This window comes from Phascolarctobacterium sp. Marseille-Q4147 (assembly GCF_017968825.1).
GTDB lineage: Bacteria > Bacillota > Negativicutes > Acidaminococcales > Acidaminococcaceae > Phascolarctobacterium_A.
Genome location: NZ_CP072874.1, coordinates 1417460 through 1434474, shown reverse-complemented (window position 1 = coordinate 1434474; position 17015 = coordinate 1417460). Strand labels below are relative to the sequence as shown.

The 17015-nt window shown below is 48.1% G+C and carries 17 protein-coding genes, 3 pseudogenes and 1 other annotated feature; of the genes and pseudogenes, 8 read left to right on the top strand and 12 right to left on the bottom strand.

Going from position 1 to position 17015, the window contains the following annotated elements; all coding sequences use genetic code 11:
- The 11 genes and pseudogenes from KAH19_RS06780 to KAH19_RS06730 form a co-directional block, all read right to left on the bottom strand.
- Nucleotides 1–561, bottom strand: a complete 561-nt coding sequence (locus KAH19_RS06780) for a nucleoside triphosphate pyrophosphatase (protein WP_210683950.1) — start codon at nucleotides 559–561, stop codon at nucleotides 1–3.
- 8 nt (nucleotides 562–569) lie between these two features.
- Nucleotides 570–995 carry a SoxR reducing system RseC family protein gene (locus KAH19_RS06775; RefSeq protein WP_210683949.1) on the bottom strand — a complete coding sequence of 142 codons (426 nt, stop codon included), beginning with the start codon at nucleotides 993–995 and terminating at the stop codon, nucleotides 570–572.
- Nucleotides 996–1029: 34 nt separating this feature from the next.
- The gene (locus tag KAH19_RS06770) at nucleotides 1030–1320 is read right to left on the bottom strand and encodes a hypothetical protein (RefSeq protein ID WP_009145327.1); all 291 of its coding nucleotides are present in this window, start codon (nucleotides 1318–1320) and stop codon (nucleotides 1030–1032) included.
- A 34-nt stretch (nucleotides 1321–1354) separates the two neighbouring features.
- Nucleotides 1355–1861 carry a hypothetical protein gene (locus KAH19_RS06765; protein WP_009145328.1) on the bottom strand — a complete coding sequence of 169 codons (507 nt, stop codon included), beginning with the start codon at nucleotides 1859–1861 and terminating at the stop codon, nucleotides 1355–1357.
- Between the two features lie 317 nt (nucleotides 1862–2178).
- A complete protein-coding gene (locus tag KAH19_RS06760; RefSeq protein ID WP_210683948.1) occupies nucleotides 2179–3435 on the bottom strand; it encodes a glutamate-5-semialdehyde dehydrogenase in 1257 nt (418 codons plus the stop codon).
- A gap of 15 nt (nucleotides 3436–3450) precedes the next feature.
- Nucleotides 3451–4590 carry a glutamate 5-kinase gene (gene proB / locus KAH19_RS06755; RefSeq protein WP_210683947.1) on the bottom strand — a complete coding sequence of 380 codons (1140 nt, stop codon included), beginning with the start codon at nucleotides 4588–4590 and terminating at the stop codon, nucleotides 3451–3453.
- 269 nt (nucleotides 4591–4859) lie between these two features.
- Complete coding sequence (gene obgE / locus KAH19_RS06750; protein WP_210683946.1) at nucleotides 4860–6128, bottom strand: GTPase ObgE; 1269 nt, start codon at nucleotides 6126–6128, stop codon at nucleotides 4860–4862.
- Between the two features lie 278 nt (nucleotides 6129–6406).
- The gene (locus KAH19_RS06745) at nucleotides 6407–6595 is read right to left on the bottom strand and encodes a hypothetical protein (protein WP_246869323.1); all 189 of its coding nucleotides are present in this window, start codon (nucleotides 6593–6595) and stop codon (nucleotides 6407–6409) included.
- 37 nt (nucleotides 6596–6632) lie between these two features.
- A pseudogene (locus KAH19_RS06740) lies at nucleotides 6633–6989 on the bottom strand (glutamate synthase); the annotation flags it as partial.
- Between the two features lie 33 nt (nucleotides 6990–7022).
- Nucleotides 7023–7184, bottom strand: a pseudogene (locus KAH19_RS11090) (glutamate synthase central domain-containing protein); the annotation flags it as partial.
- Nucleotides 7185–7186: 2 nt separating this feature from the next.
- Nucleotides 7187–7429, bottom strand: a pseudogene (locus tag KAH19_RS06730) (glutamate synthase); the annotation flags it as partial.
- Between the two features lie 354 nt (nucleotides 7430–7783).
- Nucleotides 7784–7999 (top strand) — a binding site (T-box leader).
- 50 nt (nucleotides 8000–8049) lie between these two features.
- On the opposite strand from KAH19_RS06730, the gene leuC reads away from it, so the two are divergent.
- The 5 genes from leuC to KAH19_RS06705 all read left to right on the top strand — a co-directional run bounded on the left by leuC (nucleotide 8050) and on the right by KAH19_RS06705 (nucleotide 12115).
- Nucleotides 8050–9315, top strand: coding sequence for a 3-isopropylmalate dehydratase large subunit (leuC, locus tag KAH19_RS06725; protein WP_021720499.1), 1266 nt, complete (start codon nucleotides 8050–8052; stop codon nucleotides 9313–9315).
- Entirely contained in the window at nucleotides 9312–9806 is a 495-nt protein-coding gene (locus KAH19_RS06720) for a 3-isopropylmalate dehydratase small subunit (RefSeq protein ID WP_210683941.1), read from the top strand. The genes leuC and KAH19_RS06720 overlap by 4 nt, the downstream gene beginning before the upstream one ends.
- A complete protein-coding gene (gene leuB / locus KAH19_RS06715) occupies nucleotides 9806–10879 on the top strand; it encodes a 3-isopropylmalate dehydrogenase (protein ID WP_210683940.1) in 1074 nt (357 codons plus the stop codon). The genes KAH19_RS06720 and leuB overlap by 1 nt, the downstream gene beginning before the upstream one ends.
- A gap of 156 nt (nucleotides 10880–11035) precedes the next feature.
- Nucleotides 11036–11800, top strand: a complete 765-nt coding sequence (locus tag KAH19_RS06710; protein ID WP_210683939.1) for an AzlC family ABC transporter permease — start codon at nucleotides 11036–11038, stop codon at nucleotides 11798–11800.
- A gap of 3 nt (nucleotides 11801–11803) precedes the next feature.
- Nucleotides 11804–12115, top strand: coding sequence for an AzlD domain-containing protein (locus tag KAH19_RS06705; protein WP_210683938.1), 312 nt, complete (start codon nucleotides 11804–11806; stop codon nucleotides 12113–12115).
- Between the two features lie 160 nt (nucleotides 12116–12275).
- Here KAH19_RS06705 and KAH19_RS06700 read toward each other — a convergent pair whose 3' ends face one another.
- Entirely contained in the window at nucleotides 12276–13523 is a 1248-nt protein-coding gene (locus KAH19_RS06700) for an SLC13 family permease (RefSeq protein ID WP_210683937.1), read from the bottom strand.
- A gap of 331 nt (nucleotides 13524–13854) precedes the next feature.
- Here KAH19_RS06700 and KAH19_RS06695 point away from each other — a divergent pair, with 331 nt between their 5' ends.
- From KAH19_RS06695 to KAH19_RS06685, 3 genes are read left to right on the top strand one after another with little or no spacing between them, the layout of a single operon-like run.
- A complete protein-coding gene (locus tag KAH19_RS06695; protein ID WP_246869458.1) occupies nucleotides 13855–14700 on the top strand; it encodes an arylamine N-acetyltransferase in 846 nt (281 codons plus the stop codon).
- Between the two features lie 20 nt (nucleotides 14701–14720).
- Nucleotides 14721–16241, top strand: coding sequence for a CCA tRNA nucleotidyltransferase (locus KAH19_RS06690; RefSeq protein ID WP_210683935.1), 1521 nt, complete (start codon nucleotides 14721–14723; stop codon nucleotides 16239–16241).
- The gene (locus KAH19_RS06685) at nucleotides 16238–16984 is read left to right on the top strand and encodes a C39 family peptidase (RefSeq protein WP_210683934.1); all 747 of its coding nucleotides are present in this window, start codon (nucleotides 16238–16240) and stop codon (nucleotides 16982–16984) included. Before KAH19_RS06690 ends, KAH19_RS06685 begins: the two co-directional genes overlap by 4 nt.
- The last annotated feature ends 31 nt before the right edge of the window (nucleotides 16985–17015 follow it).

Below are 17015 nucleotides of genomic sequence, written 5' to 3'. Positions count from 1 at the left end.
TCATACTCCCAATCTTTGCATCATTAAGTACAACAATGACAACGGCAGGCCTACAACATTGTTATAGCAGCCATTGATTTTTTCCACCAGAACAGCACCTCTGCCCTGAATACCATAGGCTCCGGCCTTATCCATAGGCTCGCCTGTAGCAATATAAGCATCTATTTCTTCAGCAGTCAGCTGACGAAAGCTTACATCGGTAACGCACACCTCGGACATTTGCTGTCCCTTATAGCGCACAGCAACGCCTGTCATAACCTGATGTGTACGTCCGGACAAACGCTGCAGCATAGCCTTGGCAGCTGCTGCATCCTGCGGCTTGCCCAAAATAACATTATCAATTACCACGATTGTATCTGCAGCAATAACGGGAAGCTCATCTCCCATTTTTGCTGCTACAGCAGCGCATTTACCGGCTGCATTATGCAAAGCAACCTCCTGCGCCTGGCTGGCAGTGCCGCTGCCTTCGGCAAAATCCGCCGGACAAACCAGCGGAGTAATACCTATTTGCTGCAGCAGCGCCTGTCTGCGCGGAGAGGCTGATGCCAAAATAACTTTCATGCTTCAGCCTATTCCTTTTGACCCATATCAATAACAATCTTCGGCTGCTGGATTTCAAAAATAACAGCCTGCTTGCCTTCGCGTACAGCATCACGTTTAAAAATACGTGCATAGTTTACGGTTACCAAAAGCCACAAAACAATGCAGGCAGCGATAAACGGCAATTCATCCATATGAAAGAACGTAGCCATGCTGTGTCCGCAGGCAACACCTGCAAGAATACCTGCTACCGGCAGTCCGTAAATAACCAGCTTAGCCTTGCGTTGGTCAAAATCACGGTATTCCGCACCAACCACATCGCCGGCCTTGGCACCTACCGGGTTCCAGCAATCTATATATTTAGGCAGGCCTGTCAGTTCGCTTTCAGCTTTATCAACCTTTACCTCAGCGCGCTCGCCCTGCTTTTTAACAACAATACCTCTAATTTCTGCCATTGAAGCAAATCCTTCCTCTTATAAAACTTTTAGCTTAATATGCGTGTACGAAAATATACCAATAACCGACGCCGAAAACTACGCCGTAAATCGCCAGGAAAACAAGAACACCTTGCCAGCATACAGGATAACCGAAGTTAATATCCTCACCGAAAATACCACGGCGGTTAAAGAAGGTATATTTTTTACGTTTTCTGAACCAGGCCAATTTGTTATCGGGGCCAACCAGCTTGGCAATCAGATAAATGTAAATAAAAGAACCAAAAAATATTTGCATAACGCGGGCGCAGACTACCACCGGTTCTACGTTAGCTATTGTTTCCATCTGTCAAAGCCTCCTATACCAAAACAATCATCAATTAAAGCTGAATGAATTTATCCGGCATTTCTTTACGCAATACACGGACAAACTCATCACTGGATTTAAACAGCAAACCCGCCAGCTTATTTTTCTTGCCTTCGGTAAATACCAGCAAGCGCTGCGGATTTTCATCAAGTGAATTATAGCGATGGATATAATGTTTAATCGCTGTTTTGCGGAAAAAGCTCTTTACATATTTATCGGTAAAGCTTTCTGTACGGGTCAGGTCAACAACATAACTGCGTTTAATAAAGCCTAAGCCGTGGCTGATTACCTCAAGCTTCATATCCTTGTAGAGTATCAGAGTATAGCCAAAGGCTACACGCCAAATCCACAGAGCCAAAAGCACTGTATCCATACCCCAGCCCAGCATATCAAAGCGTCTATGTTCCTGCAGCCAGGTCCATTCATGCCAATAAAGGCTCGCAATCATAAGCAAGGCAATCACTGCAAAGATTTTTCTTTGCGTACTTGTTCCAGATTCTTCACGATACAATTCTTCCAAAAGAGTTCCCTCCAGCTTCCTAAATTGTGCAATAGCAACAAAGCAATCTTATCCAATTAATTATATCAAATTTTACACTTAAAGCATATACCTCAGGCAATAAAAATCAGTGCAAAAATGTGAATTTTACCTGCATCCGACAGCTTTCCTGCAAAAGCAAAACACCGCTTCGCCGGCTTACGCCATTGAAGCGGGTTTTCGGTAAGTATTATGCTTTATTAAGATTCAGGTGCCGGCATTGCGTCAGCCCCGAGTAATTAAAACCATTACTGAAGTTTTTCATTGCTAACCATTCAGCAACACAGTTACATGTGAGCTTATTTGCGCACCTGACCGTTACCGTTAATCAGATACTTCGTACTCGTAAGCTCCGGCAGTGCCATAGGTCCGCGGGCATGCAGCTTTTGTGTGCTGATGCCGATTTCCGCACCGAAGCCGAATTCGTTGCCGTCGGTAAAACGGGTAGAAGCATTGACATAAACAGCAGCAGCATCCACAGTATATTGGAAAAGCTGTGCCGCCTGATAATTATTCGTAACAATACATTCGCTGTGACCGGTACCGTATTTGGCAATATGCGCCATGGCCTCCTCAATGCTGTCCACAATCTTGACGGAAAGACGCAAATCGCCGTATTCCGTAGACCAGTCTTCTTCCGTTGCCGGATGCACCTGACCGCTGTACTCCTGCACAGCCTCGTCACCGCGTATTTCTACGGCGGAGGAATTATACATCATCAGCATCATCGGCAAGAATTTATCCGCAATATCCTTATGCACCAGCAGTGTTTCCATCGCATTGCATACGGAAGGACGCTGCACCTTAGCGTTGAAAGCAATTTTCATCGCCATCTCCACATCGGCATCCTTGTCAACATAGGTATGGCATACGCCCGCACCTGTTTCGATAACCGGCACGCTGGCATTACGCACTACCGCCTGAATCAGGCCGGCACCGCCGCGCGGAATAACCACATCCACAAGACCATTCATATGAATTAAATCCTGCACAGCCTGTCTGTCACTGGTATCAATAAATTGAATAGAGCCAGCGGGAATGCCTGCACCCTCAGCAGCCTGCGCCAAAATTGCAGCCACAGTCTTGTTGGACTCCATCGCCTCGCTGCCGCCCTTAAGGATAACAGCATTGCCGGACTTCAGGCAAAGGCCTGCGGCATCCGCAGTAACGTTGGGACGCGCCTCGTAGATAATACCGATAACGCCCAAGGGAACGCGAATTTTGGTAATATGCAGACCGTTAGGCAGAGTTTTGCCGTCAATAACATTACCAACAGGATCAGCCAGACCTGCTACCTGACGCAAGCCGTCTGCCATACCGCTGATGCGCTCGGCAGTCAGCTTCAGTCGGTCCAGCATAGAGCTTTTCATGCCCTTGGCTGCAGCAGCAGTCATATCACGCTCATTTGCAGCCAAAATTTCAGCCTGCTGTGCCTCCAGCGCAGCAGCCATCGCCAAAAGTGCCGCATTCTTAACTGCGGTAGAAGTAACGGCAAGCTTTGCCGCAGCCTGCTTTGCAGCCTGCGCCTTAGCCTGAACCAATTCATACGTTGCCATAATCCTCACCCTGCCTTATAAAATAACCAGGTCATCGCGATGGATAACCTCATCAAAATTTTTATGTCCAAGAATATTTGCAATCTCGCCGGAATTGCAGCCCTTAATCTGCTCCAGCTCGGCAGAAGAATAATGCACTAAGCCACGTGCCAGCTCGTGCGCATCCTTGTCGATAACGCTCACCGTACTGCCCGGCAAAAATTCACCCTGCACGGCAAATACGCCTGCCGGCAGAATACTGCAGCCGCCGGCCTTGCGGATAGCCTTGGCGCAACCGTCATCCACAACAATGCTGCCGGCAATCTTTGCACCAAAGGCCAACCAGCGCTTGCGGAACTGCAGACGGTTTTCACGGCTGACGAACAAGGTTCCCAGCTCTTCGCCCTGCAGCACGCGGGTAATGGCATTCTTTTCGGTACCGCTGGCAATCACCAGATGAATGCCGCTGCTCGTCGCAGCCTTGGCAGCCTGAATCTTGGTAGCCATGCCGCCTGTACCACGAGAAGAGCCTACACCGCCGGCACTTGCTTCAATCTCCGGAGTGATTTCCGCAACTTCGGGCACAATCACAGCGTCCGGATGCGTTTGCGGATTAGCGGTATACAGGCCGTCCACATCAGAAAGAATGATAACAAGGTCAGCATCCACAATGCCTGCAACAAGAGCAGACATATTATCGTTATCGCCGATTTTAAGCTCATCAAGTGCCACAACGTCATTTTCGTTGACGATAGGGATAACACGCTGACGCATCAGCTCCATAAAAGTATTACGTGTATTGGTATAACGGTGGCGGTCAATAGCCTCTGTTTTGGTAATCAGCACCTGCGCCACAATCTGACCGTAATCGGCAAAGAATTTTTCGTAGGTGTGCATCAGAACGCCCTGGCCTACGGCAGCAGCGGCCTGCTTGCCGGGAATAGTTTTGGGTTTTCCGGGCAAGCCCATGCGGTCCACGCCCACAGCCACGGCACCGCTGGTAACCAGAATCATTTCCTTGCCCTGATTCTGCAAATCGCTGATTTCACGTGCCAGACGATCAATCTGACTAAAATTGCGCTTGCCGTTGGCATAGGTAATCGTACTCGTACCAACCTTGATGACAATACGCTTAGCCTTTTTTAAAGCCTCACGGCTTGCTTCATTGTTTAACATTTCCCCTCACCTGCAGTTCTAGTTTTTTTGTGCGTTATCCGCAATACATAGCTTTCTCCAAGGACACATAGGATGTATCAGTTACTAAATACAGTTTACAACGGCATACTCCCTAAGGACGCATAGAATGTATCAGATGCTAAATGAAGTCGACGACGACGTACTGCATTGTACGTCTAGGAGGCTTCATGACGCAGATGGTGCATTATCTGCGTCCTTATATACGTCGAGGAATTTTCATGACGCTCGACGGTGCGTTATCCGCAGTCTCAGTCTTTATAGTCGAAAACCATATCCCTAATACGCACACTCTGACCTTCCTGTACGCCTTTCTCCTTCAGCGCCTCGTCAATGCCAAGACGTTTCCAGATCAGCTGGAAGCGGTAAAGTGCTTCGTCGTTATCAAAGTTAGTCATAGCAACAAGACGCTCGATATTCTTGCCGCGAACCTCCCAGTCGGTATCGTTGCCGACAACAATTTCATAGCTGTCCGGATCAATCTCGTCGAAGCGTGCCAGGTCTTCTTCATCCTCCTCGGGAACATACTGCAGCAGCAGGTCGTAAGCCTTAAACATCAGCTCACGCAAGCCTTCGCCAGTAGCAGCACTTGCCTTACAGATTTCGTAGCCTTTAGCTTCAACGTATTCCTTTAAGCGCTCAAAGTTTTCCTGCGCTTCCGGCAGGTCCATTTTGTTGGCAACAACCAGTTGCTTACGACGTGCCAGACGCTCGCTGTATTCTGCCAGCTCTGTATTGATTTTGTCAAAATCCTCAATCGGATCACGGCCGTCAACGCCAGCAACGTCAACAATATGCAGCAGTACCTTAGTACGCTCTACGTGACGCAGGAAGTCATGGCCAAGACCTACACCCTCATGCGCACCTTCAATCAAACCGGGGATATCCGCCAATACAAAGCTGCGCTCCTCATCCAAACGTACTACGCCCAAAACCGGGGACAGCGTTGTAAAATGGTAGGCAGCAATTTCAGGGCGAGCAGCGCTCACCTGTGCGATAATGCTGGACTTGCCTACACTGGGATAGCCTACCAGGCCAACGTCAGCCAGCAGCTTCAGCTCCAGCTTCAGCCAACGGTTTTCGCCGGGTTCGCCCTTTTCGGCAAAGGTCGGAGCACGGTTGGTGCTGGTAACATAGCAGGCATTGCCCTTGCCGCCGCGGCCGCCTTTAGCAGCCGTATAGGTCTGGCCGTCCTCAACAAGGTCTGCCATAACGGCGCCGGTAGCATCGTCACGTACCAAGGTGCCCATCGGCACCTTAACGAATACGGTATCAGCGCGTACACCGGTGCAGTTTTTGGTACCGCCCTGACCGCCGCGCTTAGCAACATACTTTCTCTTGTAACGGAAGTCAATCAGGGTATTAAGGTTTTTATCAGCAATCAGGACAACGTCACCGCCGCGACCGCCGTTACCGCCGTTCGGGCCACCCTTTTCTACAAATTTTTCTCTGCGAAAGCTGCTCATGCCGTCGCCGCCATCGCCTGCTTCTACATAAATTCTCGCTCTGTCAATAAACATTTTGTTTTCTCCTATATCGTAAATTTAGCTATTGCTAGGTATATTTATCTATATTATAGCTTATCTTGCAGGGAAAGTGCAACGTGGTAACAATCAAATCCGCAGAAAAGCTTTGAGTTTGCGAAGATTTCACTTCTGATTTATATGACGCAGATGGTGCATTGCTGTAGCCGTTACCTATTTCAAGGCTACAGCTAATAAAAAATGTGCCTGCAGCTATTTTTCATATATACAAAAGCTGCAAGCACATCTATAAAAGAAAAGGAGAACCGTATTGCTTATTTCTGCAAAAATTTATCAACTACATGTGCGGCACCACGCCCTTCGGCAATAGCCCACACCACCAGACTCTGTCCGCGACGTGCGTCACCGGCGGCAAAAACACCGGGTACGCTGGTCGCATAGCTGCTGTCATCGGCCGCTATGCTGCCGTTAGGTGCCTTCGCCAACTTGAATTCCTCAAACATTCGCTCTTCGCTGCCCACAAAGCCCATAGCCAAAAGCACCAGCTGTGCAGGCACCCTCGCAGGGAGCCGGGCAGACATGAGATGTAAATTCCGGGAAATTATTGGTTTTATTCAGACGGGCATAGGCATAATCATCCATCCCGTGGTAAACAAGATTATTAAATTCCGGCATCAGATTGTGCAGCTGACAGCCTGAAACCATGCGGTTAATCATTACACCGCTATGGCAAAAGGGAACACCGCAATCCATACAGCGCGCTGCTTGGCAGCGCAGTGCTTCCTTGTGCGGCAGGCTGCTCGTCTTAATTTCCTGCCAATCCTTAATTCTTTCTTCGGGGGCACGCAAAGCAAGCTCCGCACGCTTGTAATCCATAAATCCGGTCGGCTTACCCATTATGCCTTCACCTCCTCAAATACCTTCAGGGTGGCAGCTTTCCGGCTGCGTATCAATCAGATTTAGTTCCGGACCGATACCGCTGGTTGTATCCGTAAAAACCTCCTCACGAATGGCATCAATCGGCGGATTTGTTACCTGCGCAAAGAGCTGTTTAAAGTAGTTATATAAAAGCTGCGGCTTTTCGCTGAGTACTGTTTGGCGCATTCCTTGACAAAAAAGTTATGCGGAATCTGCAGCAGTACACCGGCACCGTCACCGGAGTTCATATCTGCTCCCTGACCGCCGCGATGATCCATGTTATGCAAAACCACCAAAGCCTGTCGTAAAATTTTATTAGACTTCTTGCCCTTAATATTGGCAACTACGCCAACACCGCAGGCATCGTGTTCAAACCAAGGATCATACAATCCCTGTTTTTTGGGCAGCGAAGTATTCATAATAAATTCCCCTCTCAAAGCATTTTATCAATAAATCTATTAGCAGTTCCGTTAGTGTTTCTGTTAAAGACCTCCACAGCGACTGTAATTTTAATTATAATACCACGTTATTACGATTGTAAATTGTATACATGTATATTTATTTGCATGACAAAAATTCTGTAAAAGGCAATTTTCTGAAAGAAGCATTTTTTATACCCCTACACTCCCGTGCACTTTGGCAATACTTTTTTCCGTTTCAGATGCACATTAAATGTTTTTCTAGGCATTTTTTCATTTTCACACTTGACAAACCACGAAATTGTTGCGATAATGTGAAGAACACAGTGATGTGTATATTTTAATTTTAAAAACAAAAATGCAATGACCGGGAAAATTTACCTGCCCCAGCATCCAGAGAGACGGCGTATGGTGCAAGCCGCCAACAAGCAGGCAAAGAAGCTCACCCGCGAGCAGCTTCTCTGAACCAAGTAGGAGCAGACGTTTCCAGCACGTTACGCTGCCGATTCGCTAATCGGGAAAATTAAGTACAACTTAGGGTGGTACCGCGAAAAAAACTTCGCCCCTATCTGCAAGCGCAGATAGGGGCTATTTTTATTATAAGGAAGAAGGTTAATTTTATGGGAATGACAATGACGCAAAAAATCTTAGCCAAGCACGCTCACCGCGACAGCGTAAGCGCCGGCGACCTGCTTGTTTCTCAAGTAGATTTAGTATTAGCTAATGATATCACCGGTCCTCCGGCTATCAACGAATTTGAAAAAATCGGCAAGCCGGTATTTGATAAAAACAAAATTGCTCTGGTTCCGGACCATTTCTCCCCCTGCAAGGATATCAAATCCGCAACCATGTGCAAGCGTATGCGTGACTTCGCCCGCAAGCACGAAATCAAAAACTACTTTGAAGTAGGCCAGATGGGTATCGAGCATGCACTGCTGCCGGATAAAGGCCTTGTTGCTCCCGGCGAAATCATCATTGGTGCCGATTCTCATACCTGCACCTACGGCGCGCTCAACGCACTGAGCACCGGTATGGGCCAGACCGATATCGGCTGCGCTATGGCCAGCGGCACCTCCTGGTTCAAGGTTCCGCAGGCTATCAAGGTTAACCTGACCGGCAAGCTGCCGAAATACGTTAAAGGCAAGGACATCATCCTGACCATCATCGGTATGATTGGCGTTGACGGCGCCCGTTACCAATCTTTGGAATTTACCGGCGAAGGTGTCAGCGAGCTTTCTATGGCCGACCGTCTGACTATCTGCAACATGGCTATTGAGGCCGGCGGCAAAAACGGTATTTTCCCTGTTGATGAAAAAACCATTGAATTCTTAAAGGAACGCGGCGTAACACGCGAATGGGAAGCAGTTACTGCCGACGAAGACGCTGAATATGCCCGCGTACTCGATATTAAGCTCGACGAGCTTGTTCCCGTTGTTGCTTATCCGCATCTGCCGGAAAACACCCATCCTGCCAAGGAAGGTCATGCAATCAAAATTGACCAGGTTGTCATCGGCTCCTGCACCAACGGCCGTCTGGAGGATCTTGAGCAGGCTGCCGAAATTCTCAAAGGTCACAAGGTTTGCGACCATGTGCGTATGATTATCATCCCGGCAACCCAGCAGATTTATCAGGAGGCTATGCACCGCGGTTACATCGATACCTTTATTGATGCCGGTGCTGCCGTTTCTACTCCGACCTGCGGTCCCTGCCTGGGCGGCTACATGGGCATCCTCGCTGCAGGCGAGCGCGCTGTTTCCACCACTAACCGTAACTTCCGCGGCCGCATGGGCCATGTCGACAGCGAGGTTTATCTGGCAAGCCCCTATACCGCTGCAGCCAGTGCCATCACCGGTTATATCACCAGCCCTGAGGAGGTAGTAAAATGAGCAAAGTTTGGCGTTACGGCGACCACATCGATACAGACGTTATTATTCCGGCAAGATATCTGAACATTGCCGATTTCAAGGAATTAGCAGAACACGCTATGGAGGATGCGAAGGAAAACCTGGAAATTAACTTCGCCGCCAACGTACAGCCCGGCGACTACATCGTTGCCGGCAAAAACTTCGGCTGCGGCTCCTCCCGTGAGCATGCCCCGGTAGTATTAAAGGTTAAGGGCATCAAATGCATTGTAGCAGACAGCTTTGCCCGTATCTTCTACCGCAATGCTATCAACATCGGCCTGCCGGTGCTGGAAATCGGCGCCGACGTAGAAAAGATCGAACCCGGTGACGAAATTGACGTTGATGTCAACAAGGGTGAAATCAAAATCCTTAATAAAAACATTACAATCAAAACAAAACCGCTGCCGGAATTTATCCAGCATATCGCAGACTGCGGCGGCCTGATTAATTATATTAAAGGAGAAAACAAATAATGAAGATTTGCTTACTGCCCGGCGACGGCATTGGTGTAGAAATAGTTGATGCAGCGGTAGAGGTTCTCGACGCTGCTGCCAAAAAATTCGGCTTTGAAATTGAATATGACAATCAGCTCATCGGCGGCTGTGCAATCGACGCAACCGGCGTTCCCCTGCCGGAAGCAACCATCGCCAGCGCTAAGGCTGCTGACGCTGTACTGCTCGGTGCTGTCGGCGGACCGAAATGGGATAATGTTGCTCCGGATATCCGTCCGGAAAAAGGCCTGCTTGGTATCCGCAAGGCTTTGGGCCTGTACTGCAACCTGCGCCCGATGACCGTTTCCAAATTCACTGCTCATCTTTCTCCGCTGAAAACGGAACGTGCCGAAGGCGCTGACCTTTTAATCGTGCGCGAGCTTACCGGCGGCATCTACTTCGGTGAGCACAACGAAGCGCACCTCAACGCTGACGGTGTTGAGGAAGCAAGCGACGTTGAGCTTTACACCCGTCCGGAGGTAGAACGCATTGCCCGTTTTGCTTTTGAAGCTGCTAAAAAACGCCGCGGTAAAGTAACCAGCGTAGACAAAGCCAATGTATTGGGCTCCAGCCGTATGTGGCGTAAAATCGTTGCCGAAATGCAGGCTAAGGATTATCCGGAAATCGAGCTGAACAATTTCTATGTTGATAACTGCGCTATGCAGTTAGTGCTGAATCCGAAGCAATTCGACGTTATTTTGACCAACAATATCTTTGGCGATATTCTCAGTGACGAAGCCAGCACAATCGCAGGCAGCATCGGCCTGCTTCCGAGCGCCAGCCTCGGCGATGGCACCGGCATGTACGAGCCTATCCATGGCAGCGCGCCTGATATTGCCGGTCAAGGCATTGCTAACCCGCTGGCAACCATTCTCAGTGTTGCTATGATGCTGCGCTACTCTCTGAACCAAAACGAAGCAGCAGACGCTATGGAAGCAGCTGTTGATGCAGTTATGGAGCAGGGCTACCGCACTCCGGACCTTTATGCAGAAGGTCTGAAGAAGGTTTCCACCTCTGAAATGGGCCACCTGGTTGCTCAGGAACTGCTCAAATAAAAATATCGGCAAACGCCATCCCCTCAGCGTTTACCAAAGTATTTCTACCCGTAAGCCTTCCGTTTGGGGCTTACGGGTAAATTTTCCAACATTTAGGCATTATTATATTTTGATTTTTTTGTTTTTTGGATTTTCTTACGATTGTTGTGGTGTATTATGATGCAAATTTCAACTGAAAACATCGATTCCGTATATACTAATAATGCTTCAAGCAATGCTGTGGCCTTCCGCCAAGGCTTGCACGATGGCATCCCCATAGGATTGGGGTATTTTGCCGTAGCATTTTCTCTGGGAATTATTTGCCGCACATCCGGGCTTTCTGTATTACAGGGCTTTTTAACAAGCCTGCTCAACAACACTTCAGCCGGTGAATTTGCCGCCATTACCCTCATAGGGCAAAACGCCAGCTATACAGAAATAGCACTGGTCACACTCATCGCCAATGCACGCTACATGCTAATGAGCTGTGCTCTTAGCCAAAGGCTTAGCAGCGCACAAAGCTTTTTACATCGTCTGGCTATGGCCTTCGCTGTAACGGATGAACTTTTCGGTATCGCTATCTCCCGTCCGGGTGTTTTGAATCCATACTATTACTATGGCGGTATGGCTGTAGCAATTCCCGGCTGGTCGATTGGCACAGCCTGCGGCATTATCGCCGGTGCTGCGCTGCCCGAGCGCATTGTCAGCGCACTGAGTGTAGCACTGTTCGGCATGTTCCTTGCTATTATCATTCCGCCGGCACGCGAAAGCCGTATCATTCTCACTGTTGTAATCACAAGCTTTATCGCCAGCTTCGCAGCAGCATATCTGCAGCCGTTGGCACAGCTTACCGGCGGTACGCGTACCATTATCCTCACTGTAGTCATCGCAGCAGCTGCAGCCTGGCTTAGGCCGGTACAGTCCCAGCAAAAGGAGGATTAGCAGATGGAACACAATATTTATATTTATATTGCAGTCACGGCACTTGTTACCTACGCTATCCGCGTGCTTCCGCTAACACTCATTCGTAAGGAAATCAAAAATCCCTTCATCCGTTCCTTTTTATATTATGTCCCCTACACGACGCTCGCAGTAATGACCTTTCCTGCTATCCTGCAGGAAACGCAGACACCTGCTGCAGGTGCTCTTGCCCTCGGCGTCGGCGTTGCCACCGCCTGGCGCGGCATGAGCCTTTTTCATGTGGCTTGCTGCTGCTGCGCAGTAGTGTTTATCGTAGAATTTATCATGGTGCCGTAAGGCACACAAAAAGCCGCCGGCTCAGGAGATTTTTCTCTGAGTCTGCGGCTTTTTGGTATTACTGTAATTAACGTGCATTTTTTATGCTTGCTGCAACAAAAAAGCCTTCGCGCATATCTGAATATACACGAAGGCCAAAATAATTTATTAAGCTTCTATCTCACAGCAGCCAATGGAACATGCCGAAATAAGAGAAAACACACAACACGGAAACGCCCAGCGCAGAAACGCCGAACATTTTCATAAACAGATTCTGCTGCTGCTTCTGATTAGCATTGGCGGCAGAAGCATATGCTGCCAACGCCAACGCACCGCCTGTAGAAAGCGGACTGATGGCAGCGACATGTGAAATCGTTGTAATCGAGGAAGCCAATTCGAACTCATTCACCCCGCCAAGCTGCTGGGCAACATGCGGCACAGTCGGCAGCAGTGTAGGCATAACAACACCGCTGCTTGAGCTGAACCAGCTCATAATTCCGGAGGTAAGTCCCATAACAGCGGCAGCACTTTTAGCGCTCATCAGCGAAACAAGCACATTGGAAAGCACCTCAATACCGCCGAGATCTATAATCAGCTGCATCAAAACACCGACACCGGTAATCAGCAGCAGCGTATTCCAAGGAATGTGCCTGATAGCTTTGCTCTCATCGGAAACACGTAAAAAGGACAATACCGCAGCAACTGCAAAACTGACCAGTCCGACATTAATACGCAAAAGCATAACCATAAGCACCATTACTACAACACCTGCAATAGTCGTAAGCTGCTTTTTATTGAAGCAAGGAACCTCTTTTGTCTGCTCCACAGCAGCAGAACGCAGCTTATAGCCTCCCAACAAAATATAGATAATAACGGCATAAATAGTAAATGAAAGAATACCATTCATAAGAAAATCATTTTCAATACCGGTTAAGCCAAACTCTGCGCACAGATTCGCACCGATAATGCCGGTAGCAGCAAGCGGTGATAAACCACCGGCGCAAGAACCCAAAACAGTTAAGGTTGAAAGCAGCACAGGACTGATTTTCATTTCTGCTGCCAAGGACATGGAAAAAACCATCATTATAGCCATAGTCGGTACAGAGCCGGGACCAAGCGCAGCAAGTATAATTGAGAATACATAAATGATGATTGGAATCAGGTAAACACGCTTACCTGCCAAGGAAATAACTTTTTGTGCCAGTAAATCCAGACTGCCGTTAATCTGTGCCAAACTGAACAAATAAGTTACACCCAAAAGCATCAGAAACAAAGACGCATTGAATCCTTTAATAATTTCCGCATCACTGATGCCTGCCATACGTCCCAAAAGCAAGGCAAAAGCTATGCACAAAAGACCCGTATTCATTTTACGGATAAAACCAAGCATTATCGCCAGCAGTAAAAAACCCAAGGATAACAGAGCCATCGGAAACCTCCAAAAAATTTATTTGAGAGTGTATTTGAGAGTGTAACAACGGGAATATTAAATATAACAGAATCGCCATTTATATAATAACACTTAGGAATTACTTTGTAAAACGGTAGTTTTATTTATCTTATTCTTGTTTGGCATTAAAATTATTCCATATAGGAATAGTCTTTTTATTGTCGCCTCTGTGCAGATATAGACTATGCTATTCCCACTCTTTAAAGCAAAATAGTTTATTTCCTGCAAAATAAATGTTACAATAAATAATTGAGAGAAGATTAGACAATTTTCATAGCTATAACAACGCTGTGAAAATTACATTATGGAGATGATTGCTTTGCCAAATTATGCAGATATCAACGGACGGCCGATGAAGAAGCTGCAAATACAACAATACCTGCGCAAGCTGCAGCTCAACGATTTCGAGCCGGCTGTTAATTTAGCAACCCTGACTAAATTGCAGGACGCGCACCTCAAATATATCCCCTATGAAAATTTTGACTGTCTTAACGGCAAAATTACCTCGCTCAAAAGACAGGATATGTTCAATAAAGTTATCATGCACAACCGCGGCGGCATCTGCTTTGAGCTGAACGGACTTTACAACTGGCTTTTGGAATCCCTGGGCTTTGATGTGACCAGCTATTCCGCCCGCTTTATCGATAAAATGGAAACCTACCAGCTGCGCCGCCACCGCGTAATGTGTGTAGCTTTAGGCGATAAGCGTTATCTTACCGATGTCGGTGTGAACAGCGAAAGCCCGCGTGTGCCGCTGGAAATTACTGAAGGCCTGATTCAAAGCGACGGCATCAGCCAATACAAATTTACCCGCAGTGAATTTTGGGGCTGGCTGCTTTGGCAGAAGGAACGCGGCAAAATCTGGAAGCGCCTCTTTGGCTTTACCGAAGAGCCGCAGATAGACAAAGACTTTATTACCGCCAGCTTCTGGTGCGACGCACATCCCGACTCACCGTTTATCAAAAGCAAAAAGCTTTCTATTTTCCGCGAGGACTGCAATATTACCATCCGCGGCAACTATTTAAAATTTTACCTCGGCGGTCGCGTTAAGTACCGCTATAAAATTAACACTGGTGCCGAGCTTAAGGAAATTCTTTGGGAATATTTCGGTATTAATGTAGAATACCGCCTCAAGGATGATGGTATAGAATACTAAGCCGGCAGGAGATTTGTAAAATGCCTGATTTGTTTTTTCCCAGTTATACAAAAAAAATACTGTCTGCCTTGAACGCTGCCGGCTATGAAGCATATCTTGTCGGCGGCGCAGTACGCGACCTGCTTTTGGGTAAATCACCGGATGATTACGATATCACCACCAATGCTCTGCCTGAGCAGGTTTTGGCAGTTTGCAAGCAACATGATTGGAAAACTGTTGACCAATTAGGTCACAATTTCGGCTGCGTAGTCATCGTTATCAACGGCGTTGCTACCGAAGTAACAACCTTTCGTGGCGAACGCTATAACGATGACGACATGCATCGCCCTGCTGCAACCTGGTTTTGCAGCAGTCTGCGCGAGGATTTGAGCCGCCGTGATTTTACTGTCAACGCTATGGCGCTATCACTGGACGGCACATTGTATGACTACTTTGGCGGTCAGCAGGATTTACAGCAGAAGATTTTACGCACTGTAGGTGACGCTAAGCAACGCTTTCATGAGGATGCGCTGCGTATGCTGCGTGCCTGCCGCTTTGTGGCACAGCTCGGCTTTACCTATGAGCAGGCAGGCTGCGAAGCACTGCCTGCCTGCGGTGCGCCGAACACGCCCTACTACCTGCCGCATGGCTACAGCTTTCCGGTTAAACGCTGCTCCGGCCTTTCGTTGGAGCGTGTACGCAAGGAGCTTGAAAAGCTCATTACCGCTAAGTATGCAGGCAAGGGCTTAATGCTGATGATGGCAACAGGCCTTTTGGGTGCAAGCTGCCATACCCGTGAAAACGGCAACAATACTGTCATTCCCATTCTGCCGGAAGCACTGCATCTTTTAGGTCTGCACCAAAATCCACGCTTTCATTTATATGACACCTGGGAGCACACACTGCTGGCACTCGACAACAGCCCGCGCGATTTAGCCATCCGTTGGACATTAGTGCTGCACGATTTAGGCAAGGGTTTGCCGAATGTACGCAAGCTGAACAAGGAAGGACAACCAAGCGATCCCGGCCACGAAGCAGAAAGCGCCAAAATGTCTAAGGCTATCCTGACACGCCTAGGCTATAACAAAAGCTTCGTACATCTGGTAACCTGGCTGGTAGCGCAGCATATGCGCTTCGCGCCTATGCTGCTAACCGGCGAGCGCACCCTGCTACGCTGGGTGCGCAGCGAAGCCGCCAGCTCCGGCTTCCGCACGCAGGCAGAGCTGACACAGGCCTACAAACTGCTGGTCGAGGTTTTTCTTGCGGATATGGGCGCTACCCACGCCCGCGAGAACGAACAGCTGATGGCCGAAGGACGTCTTTTAGGCCGTCAGGTTGTGGAGCTGGTACGCACACGCATGCCCGTATGCACCAAGGATCTTGCTGTCAGCGGACGCGAGCTGCTGCAAATTATTCCTCAGCATGAAATCAAAAATATTTTATCCTACCTGCTGGAACGCGTGCAGTCAGGCAATCTGCCCAACGAAAAAAACGCTCTGCTCACAGCAGTCCATAAGTATCAAAAGCGCAAAGCTAAAATCAGTTCAGGAGACAACATATGAAAACAAAACGCATTTTACTGGCCATTGTTTGCCTGATAGTAATTTTAGGCGGCCTTAATTATCTTTTGCAGCAATCCCCTATGCCCATCGGCACTCCCGGCAGCACACCGGCAGCCGGTGCCGCACAATTCGTTGGCAAGCACGATATCAAGGACTCACCTTATTTTAAGCATCCTGATTTCTATAATATGCAATCTGACGAGCATCTTACTATTCTGCCGAAATTTGCAACTACGCAGCAAATCACTCATTATACCTGTGGTCCTGCCGCTGCAAATATGGTAGTAAAATATTACAAGGGCAAGACGCTTGATGATGAGCTGGCCGTTGCCAAAATCATGGGCAGCAGCAAAACAGTCGGCACTAATACTAAAGGCATGGTAAACTACTTTGAAAAAATCGGCTGGGAGGTTCATTCCTCCATTAAAGATAAAACTCCCGACAGTTATAAGGAGTTCCTTAAATTTGTCGATAGTAATCTGAAAAAAAATACCCCTATTATTGTAGAAAACGTCGATTGGGGCGGGCATTGGCGCGTCATCATCGGTTACGACAGCATGGGCACAGCACACCCAAGTGACGATGTGCTTATTATGGCAGATCCCTATGACACCACCGACCATCTGCAGGACGGCTACAGCATTGTACCGGCAGAACGCTTCTTCTATATGTGGTTTGATCACCAGCTTTTCCCGCAAAGTGAGCAAAAACGCCAATGGCTGACGGCTAAACCGAAGGCTTGATGGTTCCGAAGAAAACATTCTATATTTTTCC

Coding starts and splice junctions, on each gene's coding strand:
- KAH19_RS06780 (WP_210683950.1), bottom strand. CDS start 561: ATGAAAGTTATTTTGGCATCAGCCTCTCCGCGCAGACAGGCGCTGCTG.
- KAH19_RS06775 (WP_210683949.1), bottom strand. CDS start 995: ATGGCAGAAATTAGAGGTATTGTTGTTAAAAAGCAGGGCGAGCGCGCT.
- KAH19_RS06770 (WP_009145327.1), bottom strand. CDS start 1,320: ATGGAAACAATAGCTAACGTAGAACCGGTGGTAGTCTGCGCCCGCGTT.
- KAH19_RS06760 (WP_210683948.1), bottom strand. CDS start 3,435: ATGGCAACGTATGAATTGGTTCAGGCTAAGGCGCAGGCTGCAAAGCAG.
- proB (WP_210683947.1), bottom strand. CDS start 4,590: ATGTTAAACAATGAAGCAAGCCGTGAGGCTTTAAAAAAGGCTAAGCGT.
- obgE (WP_210683946.1), bottom strand. CDS start 6,128: ATGTTTATTGACAGAGCGAGAATTTATGTAGAAGCAGGCGATGGCGGC.
- KAH19_RS06745 (WP_246869323.1), bottom strand. CDS start 6,595: ATGTTTGAGGAATTCAAGTTGGCGAAGGCACCTAACGGCAGCATAGCG.
- leuC (WP_021720499.1), top strand. CDS start 8,050: ATGGGAATGACAATGACGCAAAAAATCTTAGCCAAGCACGCTCACCGC.
- KAH19_RS06720 (WP_210683941.1), top strand. CDS start 9,312: ATGAGCAAAGTTTGGCGTTACGGCGACCACATCGATACAGACGTTATT.
- leuB (WP_210683940.1), top strand. CDS start 9,806: ATGAAGATTTGCTTACTGCCCGGCGACGGCATTGGTGTAGAAATAGTT.
- KAH19_RS06710 (WP_210683939.1), top strand. CDS start 11,036: ATGATGCAAATTTCAACTGAAAACATCGATTCCGTATATACTAATAAT.
- KAH19_RS06705 (WP_210683938.1), top strand. CDS start 11,804: ATGGAACACAATATTTATATTTATATTGCAGTCACGGCACTTGTTACC.
- KAH19_RS06700 (WP_210683937.1), bottom strand. CDS start 13,523: ATGGCTCTGTTATCCTTGGGTTTTTTACTGCTGGCGATAATGCTTGGT.
- KAH19_RS06695 (WP_246869458.1), top strand. CDS start 13,855: ATGATTGCTTTGCCAAATTATGCAGATATCAACGGACGGCCGATGAAG.
- KAH19_RS06690 (WP_210683935.1), top strand. CDS start 14,721: ATGCCTGATTTGTTTTTTCCCAGTTATACAAAAAAAATACTGTCTGCC.
- KAH19_RS06685 (WP_210683934.1), top strand. CDS start 16,238: ATGAAAACAAAACGCATTTTACTGGCCATTGTTTGCCTGATAGTAATT.